Origin of the sequence: Epibacterium ulvae, from assembly GCF_900102795.1 — a bacterium.
GTDB lineage: Bacteria > Pseudomonadota > Alphaproteobacteria > Rhodobacterales > Rhodobacteraceae > Epibacterium > Epibacterium ulvae.
Genome location: NZ_FMWG01000001.1, coordinates 227,694 through 246,921, shown reverse-complemented (window position 1 = coordinate 246,921; position 19,228 = coordinate 227,694). Strand labels below are relative to the sequence as shown.

Sequence of the window (19,228 nt, the reverse complement as noted above, 5' to 3'; positions counted from 1 at the left end):
TTGCAACCCCTTTGGGTGTTATTTTGTAATTTTATGTCCTATGAAAATTATCATGTGTTCGCACTCGCAGCATTTTCCTTCTGCTCTGCCAACATCTTGGCAGGGATAAGATGAGCAATCGAATTCGCATAAAACTGCAAACCATCCAGGCGCTCAGCCTCGATCGTGACCCAGCCCTCGCGAATATCCAGCAACCCTCGGGCCTGCATACGGACCAGCGCCTGCTCTAGAGCCAGTCCTGAATCCACCTTCCGGGCCGCAACCGTACCCCCTGACAAGGTGGCAAGAATATCTTCAGCGCGCGCCAAAAGCGTTGCACGGCTTTGATCCCCTGCGTTCAACAATACCCAAGACAACAAAGGCACTGGGAGCACGGGCATATTCCGCGCGATCCGCACCATAAGTTCATGTCCGATACCACGCACAACCGCACTCTCTGTTTCTGCGGTAGTGGGATGGGCTTCCATATACGCACGCAAACTTAAGGGCTCGCCAAAATTCACTGCTGCAAAACCTGCTCGGCGATACCGCCCAATCAGCCAAAGTCCAAGCTGCCGCAACAGGCGCAATGCAATAACCCCAATGCGCGCACGAAATCTCCGCTGTCCCCGGCGCGCAGCGGATGTCAAAACGCTATCCTCCAAAACGCGGTCATAGTTCAACGCAACCGGTACGAACACCACGTCCCGCCGTTTTGGATCATACGCTTCCACCATATACCGCAAAAGGCCAAGCTTTACCGGGGCAATCCGGCCATCCAGTGTCAGCCCCCCTTCGGGAAACACAGCCTGAGTGACCCCCGCCTGTGTGGCCAGCCGTACATAAGCTGCAAGAACTTTGTGATACAGGCCACTCCGCGAGCGGCGCCTGATAAAATAAGCCCCCATCGCACGAATAAGGCCACTAAGCGGCCATACCCGCGCCCATTCACCCACAGCATAGGACAAAGCAGAGCGCTCAGCCGCTAGATAGGTGACCAGAACATAGTCCATATTGGATCTATGGTTCATGACAAAAATGACCGTTGCATCCGGATCGATAGCCCGCAGTGATCCGCTGCGTTGGTGACCAAATCGCACAGTGTACACCGCATTAGACAGCAAACGCGCTGCCCGAATTGCAAGACTGAAATAGGTAAACGCCGAGAAAGAAGGCACAATTTCGCGGGCATAGCGCCGGGCTTCCTGAAAAGCGACATTTTCCGGGATTCCCTCAGCATGCGCATGATCCGCAATCGCCTGCGTCACCTGTGGGTCAAAGATCAGGCGCTGAATCATATCGTGACGCTGGGTCAGGTTAAAAGGCTGGATTGGCCGTTCCAACCTTTGATTCAACCGCGCAACAGCGCGCTCCAGACGGCGGCGAAAAAACCAGCGCACAGAGGGAAACAAAAAATGGGAGGCAAAGGTGACCGCAGCAAAGACCAGGATCAGCGCAAAGAGCCAAAGAGGAAGTTCAACTGTTTGTGACATCAAGCCCCCATGTTGCGCAGCCGCAGATACATTACAAGAGGACCGCGCACAAATATCCAATGCTGCGCCACCTTGATGAAACACCGCTGACGCATATCACAGGTTCTTGCGCACTTTGCCAAGCGAGGTCGGATTGTTAGGGTCGCTTCATGCGCGCCAACCTGTGATCGCTTCCGGTTTGTCAGCGCATAAAAACCGCTTCAGATAAGGATGCCATTTGATGCAGGACTCTCTGTCAACCGCCCTTTTAGAGCTAAAGTCTCTACTGGGGGATCGTCTTTCAACCGGAGTATCAGTGCGCGAGGCCCATGGTCGCGATGAAGCCTATTCCACGCCCGCGTTACCAGATGCAGTTGCCTTTCCAAACTCCACGGAAGAGGTCGCTCATGTCGTAAAGATATGCGCGACACATAAGATCCCGATGGTTCCTTTTGGCGTCGGCACCTCGCTCGAAGGCCATGTTATTCCCATTCATGGCGGGATCAGCGTCGACACCAGTCAGATGAACCGAGTGCTACAGATTAATGAAAGTGATCTAGACGTGATCGTACAGCCCGGTGTCACACGTAAACAACTGAATGATGAACTGCGCGCAACAGGTTTGATGTTTACTGTCGATCCAGGCGCAGATGCGACATTGGGAGGCATGGCAGCAACACGCGCCTCGGGCACCAACTCTGTACGCTATGGGACAATGCGCGAGAATGTTCTCGCGCTTGAAGTTGTCTTGCCCGATGGGAGTATCATTGAAACAGGCACGCGCGCCCGCAAATCTTCGTCAGGCTATGATTTGACGCATATGTTTGTCGGATCAGAGGGGACACTGGGCATCATTACCAAACTGACCGTGCGTCTTTTTGGCCAACCAGAGGCCATCATGGCAGCGACCTGCGCCTTTGATACCGTTGATGATGCGGTCAACACCGTGATCATGGCCATCCAAATGGGTATCCCAATGGCACGAATTGAATTGCTAGATGATGTCCAGATGCGGGGTATGAATATCTTTAACCCGGACCTGAAACTCCCAGAGAAACCTCATCTCTTTCTCGAATTCCATGGATCGGAACGTGGTGTCGCTGAACAGGTTGAAATGTTCCAAAGAGCCGCTGATGAATTTAAGGCCTCGGACTTTACCTGGGCGACAAAAACCGAAGATCGCAATCGTCTTTGGCAGGCACGGCATGATGCCTATTATGCCGGCAAAAGCCTCCGTAAGGGCAGCGAAGGTGTCGTCACCGACTGCTGTGTCCCAATTTCAGCGCTTGCAGATTGCATCGCACAGACCAAAAAGCTCATCGCAGAATCAGGCCTTGTGGCACCGCTGGTCGGCCACGTGGGTGACGGCAACTTTCACCTCCTGATCTTGGTAGAACCTGACAATACAGACGAAATGGCGCGCGCAAAAACACTCGCTTCAGCGGTCAATCGCGCTGCGCTCTCCTTTGGCGGCACAGTCACCGGGGAACACGGCGTCGGAACAGGTAAGAAAGCCTATATGGCTGAAGAACACGGCGCCGCCTACGATTTGATGGCCAAACTGAAACAAACCATTGATCCCGACAACATCATGAACCCCGGGAAGATTGTGTAACAGTCAATAAGACCTGATCCATTGCCGCAACGCAGCGAATTGACAAAGATTTAAAATTACTGTTTAAGCTACAAAATGGAAATATAGTTGCTTTCTAAATCTGAAAGGCTTGGACATGTCGCAGACGCAGCAGACCCCAAAGACAGACCGCCCGTGGCTGATCCGAACCTATGCCGGTCACTCTACCGCGACCGCCTCAAACGCGCTGTATCGCGCCAATCTGGCAAAAGGTCAGACCGGGTTGAGCGTAGCGTTTGATCTGCCCACCCAGACTGGCTATGACAGCGATCATGTTCTCGCCCGTGGAGAGGTCGGCAAAGTTGGCGTTCCCGTCTGCCATCTTGGCGATATGCGCACGCTGTTTGATCAGATCCCCCTAGAACAGATGAACACCTCGATGACGATCAATGCGACGGCTCCGTGGTTGTTGTCGCTCTATATCGCCGCTGCCGAAGAACAGGGCGCTGATATCTCTAAATTGCAGGGCACTGTCCAAAACGACCTGATCAAAGAATATCTCAGCCGTGGCACTTATATCTGCCCTCCGGCGCCCAGCCTTAAAATGATCGGGGATGTGGCAGAATACTGCTATCACAACATTCCCAAATGGAACCCGATGAACATCTGTTCCTACCATCTGCAAGAAGCGGGTGCGACGCCAGAACAGGAGCTTGCCTTTGCGCTCGCAACGGCGCAGGCCGTTCTGGACGAGCTCAAACCGCGTGTGCCCGCTGAAGATTTCCCCGCGCTGGTCGGGCGTATTTCTTTCTTTGTAAACGCAGGTATTCGTTTTGTGACCGAGATGTGCAAAATGCGCGCCTTTGTCGACCTGTGGGACGAGATTTGCCAGAAACGGTATGGTGTTGAAGAACCAAAATTCCGCCGCTTCCGCTATGGCGTGCAGGTGAATTCATTGGGTCTGACGGAACAACAGCCTGAAAACAACGTCTACCGCATTCTGATCGAAATGCTGGCCGTTACCCTGTCGAAAAAAGCGCGTGCCCGCGCTGTGCAGCTCCCTGCATGGAACGAAGCGCTTGGCCTGCCCCGCCCCTGGGATCAGCAATGGTCCATGCGAATGCAGCAAATTCTGGCCTATGAAACCGATCTTCTAGAATATGGCGATCTATTTGATGGCAACCCTGTGGTGGACACCAAAGTAGAGGCTCTAAAAGAGGGGGCACGCGCTGAGCTGGCAAACCTTGAAGCTATGGGCGGCGCGGTCGCTTCTATCGAATACATGAAGTCGCGGCTGGTTGATTCCAACGCTGAACGCCTGAACCGGATTGAACGCGGCGAAACCACTGTCGTCGGGGTAAACCGCTGGATTGAAGGCGAACCTTCACCGCTACAAACCGAAGACGGCGGTATCATGGTTGTTGATCCAGCCGTCGAACAAGAACAAATCTCCCGACTAAACAGCTGGAAATCCGCCCGTGATACTGATGCTGTTGCGCAATCTCTGGCCGCGTTGCGAGAGGCTGCCGCAACAGGCAAAAACATCATGGAGCCCTCAATTGCGGCTGCAAAAGCCGGGGTGACAACCGGCGAATGGGCCGAAGAAATGCGCAAGGCCTATGGCACCTATCGCGGACCAACCGGCGTGTCAGCTTCCGTTTCCAACCAGACCGAAGGATTGGAAGATCTGCGAGAAGCCGTCAACTCCGCCAGCGACAAATTGGGGCGGCGACTGAAATTTGTTGTGGGGAAACCGGGACTTGATGGCCATTCAAACGGGGCCGAGCAAATTGCGTTCCGTGCCCGCGATTGCGGCATGGATATCACCTACGACGGGATCCGTATGACGCCCGCAGAATTGGTTGAAAGCGCCCAGCAGGACAAAGCGCATGTGCTGGGGCTCTCCATCCTCTCTGGGAGCCACATTCCGCTTGTCGAAGAGACCTTGGAGCGCTTGAAAGACGCGGGTCTATCAGATCTGCCGGTGATTGTAGGGGGCATCATTCCCGACGAAGATGCGGAACGGCTCAAAGAAATGGGTGTGTCGCGGGTCTTCACCCCCAAAAACTTCCAGTTGAACGCGATCATGGGCGATATCGTCACCTTGGCAGAAGAAAGCACCTAAGCGCTCCCCTTTTCCACATCGCCAAAATCAGACTAAGGCCTCTTTTGGGTCTCCCCAACGCGAAATCAGCTTTTCGATGATCTGATCGCGGCTTTGACGATACATCTGCAATTTACTCTCACGATTTTCGCCCAACCCAGTTGGATCCATAATCGGCCAATAATCCACATCCAAATGAAAGAAACGCGTCAACTCCAGGGCGCGGCGCTGACTTGCAGGGGACAAGGCAACCACAAGATCAAAAGAGGAGAGGTCATCGCCCCATTGCTCCATCTCATCAAAGGAGCGGGATCTGTGACGGCTCAGCTCAACATTGATTTCCTGACAAACTGCGATACTGAATCCATCAATTTCCATGTCGTTTTTGACACCAACAGACTGAACATAAGTGCCAGTGCCATAGAATTTTTTCATGATCCCTTCGGCCATAGGCGAGCGGACGGCATTATGATCACAACAAAACAGAACTGACTGCGGCAGTTTCTCCAAGGTCTAAGCTCCGAAGTGCAGGACACAAATCAGGGTGAACAGACGGCGTGCTGTATCAGTATCGACCTCAGCCTTCCCGTCCAAACGTTCCTGCAAAACGCGGCTTCCTTCATTATGAATCCCACGCCGCGCCATATCAATTGTTTCAATCTGGCTGGGCGGAAGAGTCTTCACAGCATTAAAATAGCTCTCGCAGATCTGGTAGTAGTCTTTCACAACCTGCCGAAAGGGAGACAGCGACAGATGGAACTCTGCAGCTTTGTCGCCAGCCTCAGTTGCCAGATCAAAGACCAGTCGTTTATCACGAATCGCCAGATCAAGATGATAAGGGCCTTCTGGCACCACGCGATCCTCACGCGCAGGCAGGACAAAGCTATTCTCTTCAATTAGATCAAAAATAGCCACCTTACGTTCCTGCGAAATTTCAGGTGTCGGCGGTGGAAGATTGCGATCGTCTAATTCGATCTTACTGATACGGCTCATCGTGCGACCCTCAATGAAACAGCGACACATATTGCTAACGCAAGGCCGCCGCGCAGACAATGCGTTAGCAGTAGATCCAATCGACCTAAGCGCAGGATTAGCTATTCAGACCGTCCAAACGCGCACGGACGGACAGACCATGCGCTTCAAGACTCTCGCTTTGGGCCAGCGCCTCTGCAGCAGGCCCAATCGCGCGCAGCGCTTCAGGGGTCATCTTGCTTAGCGTTGTACGTTTCAGGAAGTCCATGACCGAGAGACCAGACGAGAAGCGCGCAGAACGCGCAGTTGGCAACACGTGGTTCGGCCCGCCGATATAATCGCCAATGGCTTCGGGCGTATACTGTCCTAGGAAAATTGCCCCGGCATGAACCGTTTTCAGGCTCAAAACATCCGCATCCGCAACACAAAGTTCCAGATGCTCAGGCGCAATCCGATTTGACAGCGCAGCGGCCTCATCCAAATCACGCACTGTGATAATGGCACCGAAATCACGCCAGCTTGGTCCCGCAATGGCGCGGCGCTCTAACGTTTCTAGACGCGCATCAACTGCCTCTGCAACGGCCTGTCCAAAGGCGGCATCATCGGTGATCAGCAAAGACTGCGCGCTTTCATCATGCTCTGCTTGGCTCAACAGGTCGAGCGCAATCCAGTCCGGATTGTTATTCTTGTCTGCGATGACCAAAATTTCTGATGGGCCCGCAATCATATCGATGCCAACCTTCCCAAACACCCGCCGCTTTGCGGCCGCAACAAATGCATTCCCGGGGCCAGTGATTTTATCAACCGGTGCAATCGTTGCCGTCCCATAGGCCAAAGCTGCCACGGCTTGCGCACCCCCAATGCGATAAACCTCATCAACACCCGCAAGGCGTGCCGCCAACAGCACCAAAGGATTGACCAGCCCATCCGGGGTTGGCACTGTGATCGCCAGCCGCGCCACGCCCGCAACCTTTGCTGGAATCGCGTTCATCAACACCGAAGATGGATAGCTTGCAAGGCCTCCAGGCACATAAAGACCGGCCGCAGATACTGCCGACCATCGCCAACCCAACGTGGCGCCTGCCGCATCTTGCCACTCTTCATCTTGGGGCATCTGACGCAGGTGATAGGCGCGAATTCGTTCTGCCGCCAACTCCAACGCCGCCCGATCCGTGGCTGAGACCTTTTCTATGGCCTCATCAATTTCAGCATCCGAGAATCGCAGCGTCTCAGCTGACAGTTTCAAACGATCAAACTTCTCCGTCAGCTCAAGAACAGCAGCATCTCCCCGTGCACGCACGTCAGAAATAATGTCTGCAACAACCGCATCAACGTCAGGACTGTCCTCGCGTTTCGCGCTCAACAATGTCGCAAAGCCAGTTTCAAAGTCTGGGTCTTGTGTATTGAGAAAAACAGGCATGACGGCTCTCCTTTACGTTTGGCATAGCCCTGCCAGCCAAAGGGCTCAAGAGGGCCAGATATAAAGATGTGGATATCCAGCCCTACCCAGCAAAGTTCACACAAGAAAATCATCCAGAATGGGCAACCAGGCCCAGACTCTGATTTCGCGGCAATCAAATATTAAGGCCCAGCGCATACCAATAGGTCATCGAAATTCAAATCTGTCGCCAACAACGGGGGTGCGAATCGCTGGATATGTCGGTGGAAACTCAAAAATTCACATTGGATCTACCCAATGCTTTTGCAGAACTTGATCCTCTGATCGATTTCTTGCGCGGAGCGCAATCAAAAGCAGTCGAGATCGACTGCAGCAACACCAAGGTTATGCCATCGCGCTGCCTGCAACTGCTTTTAAGTGCAGAGCAGCAATGGCGTTCGGAAGAGGTAGGGTTTGCCGTCACGAACATCACTGAAACGTGCCGCAAATCCCTGACCATGCTGGGTTTGGAACCCACACGATTTGTAGACGAGGAAACAGCATGAAAACCAAAGTTCTGGCAATCGACGATTCCCGCACTATCCGGAATTTGCTTGCAGCCGCTCTAGAAGAAGCAGGTTTTGAATATCATTGCGCCGTAGATGGTCGCGATGGCGTAGATATGTACGGTGATGTCGCACCTGACGTCGTAATCACCGACATCAACATGCCCAATCTTGACGGCTTTGGCGTGATCGAAGAACTGCGCGGCACTGACATCAACTCCAAGGTGCCAATCTTGGTTCTGACCACCGAAAGCGCGCCTGAACTGAAAGCGCGCGCACGTGCCGCTGGTGCAACCGGTTGGATCACCAAACCGTTTGATGATCAATCTCTCATTTTTGCTCTGAAACGCGTCACAGGAGCGGCGGCATAAGATGTCCGGGTCGATTCAAGATACATTCTTTGAGGAGTGCGAAGACCTCCTTGAAGCAATGGACGAGGGTCTGACCGCCATTGAAGGCGGGGAGCATGACCAAGAAGTCGTAAATGCGATTTTCCGCGCAGTTCACTCGATCAAAGGTGGTGCAGGGGCTTTTGGCCTGGATGAACTGGTTGGCTTTGCCCATAAGTTCGAAACTGTCTTTGATGAGCTGCGCAGCGGCAAGTTAGAGTTTGATGCCGCACTCATCCAGTTGCTGCTGCGTTCAAGCGACCATCTGGCCGATCTTGTCGCAACCGCACGTGATGGCGGCACAACCGACGAAGCGCATCATGACGTATTGATTGAGGCACTCGCCAAATACATCCCAGAAGAAGAAGAAGATCTGACCTTCGAACCTATGGGGTTGGGTGGCGCAATGGCACCTATGCCGCTCATCGAAGATACGACAGAGCGCGCCTACGAAATTCGGTTTCAGCCGCTAAAGGACATGTATGGCACTGGGAACGAACCGTTTTTCCTGTTCCAGGCTCTGTCCGAACTGGGTGAACTGTCTGTGCGCCTTAATGAAAGCGAGCTACCAGGTTTCGACGCATTCGATGCAGACGAAAGCTATCTTGCATGGGATCTCACTCTGGTTTCGAATGAACCTCGAAGCGCAATCGAAGCTGTCTTCGAATTTGTTGAAGGTTTGTGTGAGTTGACAATCGAATCCGAAGCCGATGAAGCAGAAGACACCGATGCACTGGCCGCTTTGAATGCAGCCTTTGGCACTGATCCCGACGCCTCTGGGGACGCGGCACCCGCAGCCCCTTTTGAAGAGCCGGCCCCCGCACCTGAAGCTGTGGTTTCGGCCCCTGTCGAAGAAAAAGCTTCTCCCCCAAAAGCCGAGACCGCCAAGGCCGGGCCAAAGCCTACGCTCCGTGTCGATCTTGAGCGGGTGGACCGGCTAATCAACGCTGTTGGGGAACTTATCATCAATCATTCCATGTTGGCCCAGCAAATTGCCAACCTGGATGCTGGTGATGTGCGCGAAGTCGAGACAGAACTTGAAGGGTTCAAAAATCTCGCTCGCGACATCCAAGAAGGGGTCATGTCAATCCGAGCGCAGCCGGTAAAGCCGCTGTTCCAGCGTATGGCACGGATTGTACGAGAAGCCTCTTCGGCCACTGGCAAAACAGCCAAGTTGGTCACCGAAGGAGAAGCGACAGAGGTCGACAAAACAGTTATCGAACGGCTGTCTGACCCATTAACGCATATTCTTCGCAACGCAGTCGACCACGGAATCGAAAAACCCGAAGACCGCGCTGCTGCAGGCAAGTCAAACGCAGGTGAGATTCGCCTCACCGCATCACACCGGTCAGGTAGTGTTTGCATCGAGATCAGAGATGATGGCGCCGGTGTGAACCGTCCGCGTGTAAAACAGATTGCGATTGACAAAGGGCTGATCCCTGAAAACGCCGAACTGACCGACAATGAAATCGACAATCTTTTGTTCCTACCCGGGTTTTCGACCGCAAAAGAGATTTCCAACCTGTCAGGCCGCGGTGTTGGCATGGACGTTGTCAAAAACGCCGTAACCGGGCTCGGTGGGCGGATTAACATCTCTTCAACCCCGGGCAAAGGATCTACATTCACGATCATTCTGCCACTCACACTTGCGGTTATGGATGGCATGGTCGTCTCTGTCGCAGATCAGACCATGGTGGTGCCCATTACCTCTATCGTTGAAACGATGCGGGGCAGCGATGAGATGATCAACAATCTGGGCGCAGACGGTACGCTTTTGTCAATTCGCGGCAATTTTGTACCGATTTGTGATGTCGCAGATGCCCTGGGCCTCCGCCAACACTACGACCAGCCTCCAGGGGTTTACCTTCTGGTCGAAACTGAAACAGGTCAACGCAGCGCGCTCGCTGTCGACGACATCTATGACCAACGCCAAGTGGTGATCAAAAGCCTGGACGGTGTCTGTGGAAACATCCCAGGTGTCGCCGCAGCAACCATCCTCGGGGATGGTAAGATCGCTATGATCCTCGACCCCGAAAGCATCCTTGCCGCCTCGCCTTCGGCAGCAGGTTTTGACACAGATCGGAGAATTAGCAATGCCATCGCAAGCTGAAATTCAACAACTTGACCACGAAGTCAAACATACCCAATTTAGCGAGTTCGTCAGCTTTTCGGTTGCAGGCCAAGCGTTCTGTCTGAAGATCACGCAAATTCGTGAAATCCGCAGATGGTCTCCAGTGACCATCTTGCCACATGCTCCTTCAGATGTGCTGGGGGTGATGAACCTACGTGGCGCAGTGATCCCGATCTATGATCTTTCTGCACGCTTTGGTCTGCAACAGACCGAAGCAAGCGAACGCAATGTTGTTATTGTTGTAGCGGTGCATGGCAAGCAGGTCGGCCTTTTGGCAGAATCCGTATCCGAGATTATTTCGATCAATCCGGAAGAGATTCAAGACACGCCTCAGGTCGATAGCCGCAACACGATGGAATATATTCAAGGGATCATTTCCCACAACGAGAGCATGGTACGTATCATCAATCTTGATGCCGTTATCACTGCCCCTGAGCAGGTTCTATTATAACCATGAACAAGCCTCTGCCCCCCTCTCAATCCAAAGAGTTCTCGTTGTCGGACCAAGACTTTGAAAAAGTCGCAGAGTTCGCACACAAGAATTTTGGTCTGGCGATGTCCAGCAGCAAGAAACCTCTGGTTTCTTCACGTTTGGCGCGCCGCTTGCGCCAGTTGAACATTACGGATTTTCAAAGCTATATCAAACAGCTGGATGGACCGAATGCGGGACAAGAGCGCAACGAACTATTGTCGCTGCTGACAACAAATGTGACTCACTTCTTCCGTGAGCCACACCATTTTGACACGCTACGCGACGAAACTCTGCCCCCCCTTCTGGAGCAGGCACGTCGAGGCGGGCGTGTCAGAATTTGGTCCGCGGGATGTTCTACTGGTCAGGAACCCTACTCAATCGCCATGTTGCTGCGGTCAATGTGTCCAGAGGTCAGCAACTTGGACGTCAAAATTCTGGGAACAGATATTGACCCCGTTGTCGTAAACACGGCTAAAGCTGCCAAATATCAGCTTGATGATCTGGCGCAGCTGCCAAAGGAATACAAACCCAAGGATCTAACGGGCGACACGATGCCCGACAACATCCGGTCCATGATTACCTTTGGCACATTGAACTTGATCGAGCCCTTCCCCTTTAAAGGGAAATTCGATGCAATTTTCTGCCGGAATGTCGCGATCTACTTTGATACGCCCACACAACAAAAGGTCTGGAGCGCTTTCCAAAAAGCCCTAAACCCAGGCGGCTATCTCTTCATCGGACATTCTGAACGTATGTCCGGTCCAGCCGCTACACATTTAACCACCGCAGGTGTCACAACCTACATCAACAACCCCACCTAAGACGGATACCTCCAGTCTAAAAGAAACGGGAAATGAGGAACCGAAAATGAGCTTAAAAGATCAGCTGCGCGTCATGGTCGTCGATGATATGTCAACTAGCCGTGGTATTTTGACCCAATGTTTGGATGAATTGGGCATCAAAAACTACCTGGTTGAAAACAATGGTCAATCGGCTTTTCAGAAACTCTCTAAGACACCGGTTCACCTGGTTTTGTCTGATTATAACATGCCCGGAATGGACGGCCTTGGTCTTTTGAAGGCTGTTCGTGAAAATCAGGCAACCCAACGTGTTGGGTTTATTCTGGTAACAGGTAAACCAACGCCCGAAGTCATCGAAGTGGGCAAAAAGCTGGGCCTGAACAATATCATTCGCAAACCTTTCACGGTTGCAACAATGAAACAGGCTATCGAGCAAGTGGTAGGACGGCTCTGAACATGGAAGACCCGGTCAACACCATAAATGAATTGTGCGCCGTTTCCGCCAAGGAAATGCGTGACCTACAGCAAAAGGTGCAGATTCTGGAAGATGTTGTTTTCACAGTGTTCGAACGGGGAACCAAACCCACAAGCAAGGAATTTCAGGCCCTGCAAGACTTTGACTTGGTTTCCCAAACACTCGCGGGCATGTCTCAGTTCTACGATAGGGTTGGGGAATTGGCCGAAGAAACGGGAACCGCAGATCTGGTACAAGCGAGTGAAGCCTTAACCTTGGAAAAACTCCGGAACAGACTGTCCAGCAACGCCTGATCCCAGATACCATCAAATAAACGCCGCCCCATAACAAAGGGCGGCGTTTCGCATAGCAACTTGTACACTTTTACCACCTTCCATTTCTCACATTAACGCAATGATCAGCGCATAGAAAAACCCGCCGCGCGAAATCGTGCGGCGGGTTTAAATATCTACGAAAAATCAATTAGAGCGTACGCTCAACCATCATCTTTTTGATGTTGGCGATCGCTTTTGCAGGGTTCAGACCCTTTGGGCATGTCTTCGCGCAGTTCATAATCGTGTGACAGCGATAAAGCTTAAACGGGTCTTCCAGATCATCCAGGCGCTCTCCCGTGGCTTCATCGCGGGAATCGATGATCCACCGATAAGCATGCAGCAGCGCGGCTGGGCCAAGATAACGATCGCCATTCCACCAATAGCTGGGGCAGGATGTTGAACAGCTGGCACACATCACACATTCGTACAAACCATCCAGTTTCTTACGGTCTTCAATAGACTGCTTCCACTCTTTCGCAGGACGGTTGGTTTTGGTTTCCAGCCAGGGCATGATCGAGGCATGCTGCGCATAGAAATGCGTCAGATCCGGGATCAGATCTTTCACCACCGGCATATGCGGCAGCGGGTAGATTTTCACATCACCAACGATCTCGTCCAGACCATAGATACATGCCAGCGTGTTGATACCATCGACATTCATCGCACATGAGCCACAGATACCTTCACGGCACGAGCGGCGGAAGGTCAGCGTTGGATCAATCTCATTTTTGATTTTGATCAGCGCATCCAGAACCATCGGACCACATTTGTCCATGTCCAGAAAATACGTGTCGACCTGTGGGTTTTTCCCGTCATCCGGATTCCAGCGATAAATCTGGAACTTACGCACATTGGTTGCGCCTTCCGGCTTGGGCCACGTTTTACCGGTGGTGATCTTGGAGTTTTTCGGAAGTGCGAATTCGACCATGATCTGTCTCCTTAATTAGCTGCCCGCCGCAGCCGGGAACATACGGCACGCGGGAAGGGGGCTGCGCCCAGATAGCATAGGGCAAATTGAGCGGCGCTTTTGCGCGAGTAAAGTGCAAGCAGGCATCATTAAAATGCCTCCCCGATGTGGGCATCTGTGCCCACCTGTTTAACTCCGATATGATTGATCCAACTATGATCATTCTCATATCCAAGTGAAATAAGGTCATTTCCATGTCGGTTCAGGTAGTTACGGGCAACGGCAACAGGTAACTGGTTCTGCCACTGTCGCGCCTTACCTGATTTCACATGATGTGCAACGCGCCCTTGAGAGCTGTCAGACGACAAGCCGCCAAACAGTGAATTATCAAAAAAGATCTCTCGAGCAGCATCACATTCGGAAGCATTAAAGCCAAAGAAACGCAATGCCTGAACAAAGAGCTTGCACTCCGTATCCTCGATTAGATCTTCATAGCGCACATCAAAAGCGCGCTCATGACCATAAGGCCAGCTCATCATTTCATCCAGAACGCGCTGATGCATACGGTGCATTTCAAACTCAAGCTTCTCATCTTCAGTCTTCAACCCACGCAAATGCTCTTGATACGACTTCCCATTCAACGCAGGGTCAGGCTGACGCAAAAAACGCTCATGTCGCCCCGACGTGCTTTCGTGATAACGCGCACCTGACAAAAGTACATCACGTGGATCACGTATAACGTGCAAAAAGCGCGCATCCCGCCGGGCAAACAGCTCAGGCGCAAATTGCGCTGCCCAATTTGCAACAATCACCCGATCCATTTCAGGAATTCGGTGGAATTTATTTGGATCGTGGATCGCAACGAATGGAATATCAAGTGCCTCCCCAATCATGCGCCAGACACGCCGCATCCAAACGGTACCCGTTTTATGATGCGTGCCGATGCACAATATACGAGGAGGCACAAACGACATCAGAATGTACGCGCCTTTGGTGCGATGGTTTTTAGACTGATACCGCCTTCATCTTCTGTGGTCAGTGGGTCTGTGATCACCGGACGGAAGGAAAGATCCACCTTGTCCCCGTCAACACGCGATACCGTATGCACACGCCATTTCTCATCATCACGCTCTGCGTAATCTTCATGGGCATGTGCACCACGAGATTCTTTACGTGCCTCAGCGCCCACAATCGTGGCAAGCGCGTTTGGCATCAGATTGTCGAGTTCCAGCGTCTCCATCAGGTCAGAATTCCACACAAGCGAACGGTCGGTGACTTTCAGATCACCCATTTTGCCCGCAATCGCAGTCATCTTCTCAACACCCTCTTTCAGGGTCTTGTCGGTGCGGAATACCGCAGCATCAGCCTGCATAGTGCGTTGCATTTCCAGACGCAGATCTGCAGTTGGCGTGCCGCCATTTGCATTGCGAAGATCATCAAACCGTGCAAACGCTTTATCAACCGATGCTTGGTTCAAGGTCGGATTAGGCGCATCTTTGTCGATCACCTGCCCCGCCCGGATGGATGCAGCGCGACCAAAAACAACCAGATCGATCAGAGAGTTAGAGCCCAGGCGATTTGCACCGTGTACGGACGCACAGCCCGCCTCACCTGCAGCCATAAGACCTGGCACCACGGCGGTTGGATTGTCCGCAGAGGGGTTCAGGACTTCACCCCAATAATTGGTTGGAATACCACCCATATTGTAGTGAACCGTTGGCAGAACCGGGATCGGTTCTTTGGTCACATCAACACCCGCAAAGATCTTGGCGCTTTCCGAAATACCGGGCAAGCGCTCCGCCAGTGCTTCTGCGGGCAAGTGGCTGAGGTTCAGGTGAATGTGATCACCGTGTTCACCCACACCACGGCCCTCACGGATCTCCATCGTCATGGAGCGCGAAACATAATCACGTGGCGCAAGGTCTTTATAGTTCGGTGCATAGCGTTCCATGAAACGCTCACCTTCGGAGTTGGTCAGATATCCGCCTTCACCGCGCGCACCTTCGGTGATCAGGCAGCCTGACCCGTAGATGCCGGTTGGGTGGAACTGAACAAATTCCATATCCTGCAGTGCAAGACCCGCGCGCGCCACCATACCGCCGCCGTCACCCGTACAAGTGTGTGCAGACGTGGCTGAGAAATAGGCACGACCATAGCCACCGGTTGCCAGAACAACCATCTTGGCGTTGAACACATGCATAGTGCCGTCGTCCAGCTTCCAGCAGACAACACCCTGGCACTGACCATCGTCAGACATGATCAGATCAATCGCGAAGTATTCGATGTAGAATTCCGCGTTGTTTTTCAGGGATTGACCATAAAGCGTGTGCAAGATCGCGTGGCCGGTCCGGTCCGCCGCCGCACAGGTCCGCTGAACCGGGGGGCCTTCACCAAATTCAGTGGTATGGCCACCAAAAGGACGCTGGTAGATCTTACCTTCTTCTGTGCGTGAGAATGGCACACCATAATGTTCCAGCTCATAAACCGCCTTGGGCGCTTCACGGGCCAGATATTCCATCGCATCGGTGTCACCGAGCCAGTCAGAGCCTTTAACAGTGTCATACATATGCCACTGCCAGCTGTCTGGGCCCATATTGCCCAAAGACGCCGCAATACCGCCCTGTGCTGCAACTGTATGCGAGCGGGTTGGGAACACTTTTGAGATACAAGCCGTGCGCAGGCCCTGCTCGGCCATGCCAAGCGTTGCGCGCAAACCTGCGCCGCCGGCACCGACCACCACGACATCATATTCGTGGGTTTCATATTCATATGCTGCTGTCATCGTTTTTGTTCCTTGTCGCGCATATTCTTTAAAGGGCGAGCTTGACCAAAGCGAAAAGCACCATCGCAATCATCACATACGACAAAGCTTGCACGCCAACCAAAGCCAACTTTTCAGCAAGGCCATGTACGTAATCTTCAATGGCGACTTGAATCTCATGCATGAGGTGCAAGATGCCTACGACCAATGCAAGGCCTGTGACGATTGCAGGGAAAGGACGGCTAAAGTAGGCCAGAACCTCTTCGTAGCTTCCACCCAGCCCAGCGCCAAACACAAACACAAACAATGGTACGAGCACAACCAAGGCAATAGAGCTTACGATCATTTGCCAATGGTGATGGGTGCCATGGCCGGCAGATCCCATGCCCTGCGCGCGCTTACGATCAGTTAAATAACGCATAGTTCAGCCCCCTAAACAGCAACAGCCGTGACAATTGTCAGGGCAGTGGCCGCGATAAACATGCAAATGGCGAGATTCTCAGAAACCTTCACTTCAAGGCAATATCCGAAATCCCAGATGACATGACGCAAGCGGCCCAACATATGGTAATAGATCGCCCAAGTCGCGCCGAGCATCACAAGATCACCAAACCAACTGCGCAGCAGTCCATCAATGAATGCAAATGCAGAAGGTGATGCTGCTGCTGCAAGAAGCCACCATGCGACCAAGAATGCAGCCCCAAACGCTGCAACGCCGGTGATCCGCACCATGATAGAAGACATAGATGTGAGCTGTGGGCGATAAACGGTCAAATGTGGCGAAAGCGGGCGATTGCCCCGATTTACATCGGCCATGTTGGCTCCTTTCCGGTTAGCTGTGCACGTTTTAGCGTTTTTTTGCGCCCTGTCACGCTAACGACAGGTAAAAAACACCCAGTTCAAGCGCTGTTCGCGCTAAAATTACCACATTGTGATCACAGCAATTACTTAGTGATCACAAAATGACCACAAGACGCTATCCGATAAAAACTATCAGATTTATTTTGCCGAATTGAGTCTCTCTGTAGATCACATTCCTCAAAGCAAAACTGCGCACCGGCGGGACCGATGCGCAGTTCTGATCAAATCTACCCTCAAATCAGGATAGATTTAGAGGGGCATCAAAGCCCAATAATCGAGATCCAGCAAAACCTCTGGACGGTATTTGCCATCCTCGCCTTTCAGTTCAAACGGCGCACCACCACTGGTCGCAACCAGTCGCAAACGAATTGCCCCGACACCCGGCGCGGTGGTTTCAGCCTTATCCAAAACCTCAGACCAGGCGCGGATTGTAGTCCCCGCAAGACAGGGGTTGGCATGTGCGCCGCCATTCAAACCCACAATGATCTGCGCATTGGCCAAGCCGTTAAACGACAACGCCCGCGCCATCGAAATCACATGCCCGCCATAGATTAACCGGGTCCCATCGGGACGCGCCGTTGTATCAAAATGCACCTTAGCTGTATTCTGCCATAGCCGTGTGGCCATCATGTGTTCGGCTTCTTCCACTGTGACACCATCCACATGATCGATGGTCTCTCCGATCTCATAATCGCCCCAGCGGTGGCTTTCACCAGAGGCTGCAAAATCATAAGAGCTAAAATCCAGTCCTTCAGGGATGACCAGCTGATCTGCCGGAATCACCTTTTGCAATTCTGGAATCACCGTTTCAGGCACGGGCGCGTCCAGATTGCCTTTGCGCACCATGACCCAGCGAACATATTCCATCACTGTTTCATCACGCTGATTCAAACCACGCGTGCGCACATAGACGACACCGGATTTCCCATTGGAATTCTGCTTAACCCCAATCACCTCAGATTCAGAGCGCAGCGTATCGCCCTCATAGACCGGTTTCAGCCAGCGCCCTTCAGCATACCCAAGATTGGCCACCGCGTTCAGGGACACATCTGGCACCGTTTTGCCAAACACCACATGAAACGCCGCCAGATCGTCCAGCGGCGATTTGGGCAAACCCGACCGGCGGGCAAATTCATCCGAAGAATAAAGCGCATGACGGGCTGGATAAAGCGCATGGTACAGCGCACGCTCCCCCCCTGACACGGTGCGCGGCACCGCATGGGCGATCACGTCCCCCACGCTGTAATCTTCAAAAAATCTACCTGAATTGGTTTTCGCCGGACGGGTGTTTACCATAGGTCAATGTGCTCCGAGTTTGGTCTCTGGTGTGTATGTTCCCTCAACCTCTTTCACCACAGCCTGCGCGCAGCGCATGACACCACGCGCGGCATCAAAGGCATATGTGGGATCACCTTGCAGCTCCCAGCCCTTATTCAGGGCCTCGGTCACTTTGTGGCAAAAGGCTGAAGTGTCGTCTTCGGTCAACAAACGATAAAGTTTCATCGGCTCAATCTCCTTTGGGCTACCCGCCAAATGGCACAAGGCCCGCAAGGCTATGCACATAGCCAATGACGCCCAGCAAAACAATTGAACCGACAAGGAACATAGCGTCCTTAGACAATGTTCCCTGTGGACCTGGTGCCCAATCTGGTTCTGCGCGGTTGATCACTTTGATTTCAACCACGGCCCAAATCAACATCGATCCAAACAGCAGGAAAGAGGCGATATCCCAGTTGACCAACAGATGCGCAAGCGCCCAGGTACCAACACCCATCAGCATTGGATGTCGCATCCCGTGCAGCAGCCTGCCCTTTTTGGCTGCGGGGCTCATCATAAAGAGGGCGATCAGCATCAACAGGTTATTGATATGGCGCAACGCCGCAGGCGGGGCGGCCAGATCATAGACATCAGATCCGCGATAGCCAAGCACCATCAAGGCAAGGCTGCCAAACAGCACAAGCGCGATAGGGCCTTTCCCCTTATCACCAAGGTTTGCGCGTGCCGCCGGGGCAAGGCGCTTGAACAGATGCGCCCCCCACCACAGCAGGATGCCTAAGATGAGCAAAATCATGTG

Annotated in this window: 21 protein-coding genes; 9 read left to right on the top strand and 12 right to left on the bottom strand. The window is 52.8% G+C overall.

From position 1 onward, the window contains the following. Positions 1-50 precede the first annotated feature (50 nt). Entirely contained in the window at positions 51-1,472 is a 1,422-nt protein-coding gene (locus BLP79_RS01250) for a 1-acyl-sn-glycerol-3-phosphate acyltransferase (RefSeq protein ID WP_090215654.1), read from the bottom strand. A gap of 220 nt (positions 1,473-1,692) precedes the next feature. On the opposite strand from BLP79_RS01250, the gene BLP79_RS01245 reads away from it, so the two are divergent. Continuing rightward, a complete protein-coding gene (locus tag BLP79_RS01245; protein WP_090215009.1) occupies positions 1,693-3,066 on the top strand; it encodes an FAD-binding oxidoreductase in 1,374 nt (457 codons plus the stop codon). A gap of 115 nt (positions 3,067-3,181) precedes the next feature. Then, positions 3,182-5,149, top strand: a complete 1,968-nt coding sequence (locus BLP79_RS01240; RefSeq protein WP_090215005.1) for a protein meaA — start codon at positions 3,182-3,184, stop codon at positions 5,147-5,149. A 27-nt stretch (positions 5,150-5,176) separates the two neighbouring features. Here the strand turns inward: BLP79_RS01240 and BLP79_RS01235 are convergent, their stop codons facing one another. The 3 genes from BLP79_RS01235 to hisD all read right to left on the bottom strand — a co-directional run bounded on the left by BLP79_RS01235 (position 5,177) and on the right by hisD (position 7,520). Further along, a complete protein-coding gene (locus tag BLP79_RS01235; RefSeq protein ID WP_090215002.1) occupies positions 5,177-5,638 on the bottom strand; it encodes an arsenate-mycothiol transferase ArsC in 462 nt (153 codons plus the stop codon). Positions 5,639-5,641: 3 nt separating this feature from the next. Continuing rightward, positions 5,642-6,121, bottom strand: a complete 480-nt coding sequence (locus tag BLP79_RS01230; RefSeq protein ID WP_090215000.1) for a UPF0262 family protein — start codon at positions 6,119-6,121, stop codon at positions 5,642-5,644. Between the two features lie 97 nt (positions 6,122-6,218). After that, on the bottom strand, positions 6,219-7,520 hold the full coding sequence (gene hisD, locus BLP79_RS01225; protein ID WP_090214996.1) for a histidinol dehydrogenase: 1,302 nt from the start codon (positions 7,518-7,520) through the stop codon (positions 6,219-6,221). A 236-nt stretch (positions 7,521-7,756) separates the two neighbouring features. Between hisD and BLP79_RS01220 the strand changes: the two genes are divergently transcribed. The 7 genes from BLP79_RS01220 to BLP79_RS01190 are packed head-to-tail and all read left to right on the top strand — an operon-like array spanning position 7,757 to position 12,604. Further along, a complete protein-coding gene (locus tag BLP79_RS01220) occupies positions 7,757-8,044 on the top strand; it encodes an STAS domain-containing protein (protein WP_090214994.1) in 288 nt (95 codons plus the stop codon). Further along, positions 8,041-8,415, top strand: coding sequence for a response regulator (locus tag BLP79_RS01215; protein WP_090214992.1), 375 nt, complete (start codon positions 8,041-8,043; stop codon positions 8,413-8,415). Before BLP79_RS01220 ends, BLP79_RS01215 begins: the two co-directional genes overlap by 4 nt. Position 8,416: 1 nt before the next feature. Then, positions 8,417-10,543 (top strand): chemotaxis protein CheA, encoded by a 2,127-nt coding sequence (locus BLP79_RS01210; RefSeq protein WP_090214990.1) that lies wholly within the window; start codon positions 8,417-8,419, stop codon positions 10,541-10,543. Continuing rightward, positions 10,527-11,015, top strand: a complete 489-nt coding sequence (locus BLP79_RS01205) for a chemotaxis protein CheW (protein WP_090214987.1) — start codon at positions 10,527-10,529, stop codon at positions 11,013-11,015. Before BLP79_RS01210 ends, BLP79_RS01205 begins: the two co-directional genes overlap by 17 nt. A 2-nt stretch (positions 11,016-11,017) precedes the next feature. Next, positions 11,018-11,857 carry a CheR family methyltransferase gene (locus tag BLP79_RS01200; RefSeq protein ID WP_090214984.1) on the top strand — a complete coding sequence of 280 codons (840 nt, stop codon included), beginning with the start codon at positions 11,018-11,020 and terminating at the stop codon, positions 11,855-11,857. Between the two features lie 46 nt (positions 11,858-11,903). Beyond that, positions 11,904-12,290, top strand: a complete 387-nt coding sequence (locus BLP79_RS01195) for a response regulator (RefSeq protein WP_090214982.1) — start codon at positions 11,904-11,906, stop codon at positions 12,288-12,290. Between the two features lie 2 nt (positions 12,291-12,292). After that, a complete protein-coding gene (locus tag BLP79_RS01190; protein ID WP_090214979.1) occupies positions 12,293-12,604 on the top strand; it encodes a hypothetical protein in 312 nt (103 codons plus the stop codon). A 169-nt stretch (positions 12,605-12,773) separates the two neighbouring features. Here BLP79_RS01190 and BLP79_RS01185 read toward each other — a convergent pair whose 3' ends face one another. The 8 genes from BLP79_RS01185 to BLP79_RS01150 all read right to left on the bottom strand — a co-directional run bounded on the left by BLP79_RS01185 (position 12,774) and on the right by BLP79_RS01150 (position 19,225). Beyond that, positions 12,774-13,553, bottom strand: a complete 780-nt coding sequence (locus BLP79_RS01185; protein ID WP_090214975.1) for a succinate dehydrogenase iron-sulfur subunit — start codon at positions 13,551-13,553, stop codon at positions 12,774-12,776. Between the two features lie 128 nt (positions 13,554-13,681). After that, entirely contained in the window at positions 13,682-14,506 is an 825-nt protein-coding gene (locus tag BLP79_RS01180) for a sulfotransferase domain-containing protein (protein ID WP_232716339.1), read from the bottom strand. Beyond that, complete coding sequence (sdhA, locus tag BLP79_RS01175; protein ID WP_090214971.1) at positions 14,506-16,314, bottom strand: succinate dehydrogenase flavoprotein subunit; 1,809 nt, start codon at positions 16,312-16,314, stop codon at positions 14,506-14,508. Before sdhA ends, BLP79_RS01180 begins: the two co-directional genes overlap by 1 nt. A gap of 28 nt (positions 16,315-16,342) precedes the next feature. Then, entirely contained in the window at positions 16,343-16,714 is a 372-nt protein-coding gene (gene sdhD, locus BLP79_RS01170; RefSeq protein ID WP_090214968.1) for a succinate dehydrogenase, hydrophobic membrane anchor protein, read from the bottom strand. Between the two features lie 11 nt (positions 16,715-16,725). Further along, positions 16,726-17,109 carry a succinate dehydrogenase, cytochrome b556 subunit gene (gene sdhC, locus BLP79_RS01165; protein WP_090214965.1) on the bottom strand — a complete coding sequence of 128 codons (384 nt, stop codon included), beginning with the start codon at positions 17,107-17,109 and terminating at the stop codon, positions 16,726-16,728. Positions 17,110-17,403: 294 nt separating this feature from the next. Beyond that, positions 17,404-18,450, bottom strand: coding sequence for a MaoC family dehydratase (locus BLP79_RS01160; RefSeq protein ID WP_090214964.1), 1,047 nt, complete (start codon positions 18,448-18,450; stop codon positions 17,404-17,406). Between the two features lie 3 nt (positions 18,451-18,453). After that, a complete protein-coding gene (locus BLP79_RS01155; protein ID WP_090214961.1) occupies positions 18,454-18,657 on the bottom strand; it encodes a DUF1737 domain-containing protein in 204 nt (67 codons plus the stop codon). A 19-nt stretch (positions 18,658-18,676) separates the two neighbouring features. After that, positions 18,677-19,225 carry an NnrU family protein gene (locus BLP79_RS01150; RefSeq protein WP_090214959.1) on the bottom strand — a complete coding sequence of 183 codons (549 nt, stop codon included), beginning with the start codon at positions 19,223-19,225 and terminating at the stop codon, positions 18,677-18,679. Positions 19,226-19,228 lie beyond the last annotated feature (3 nt).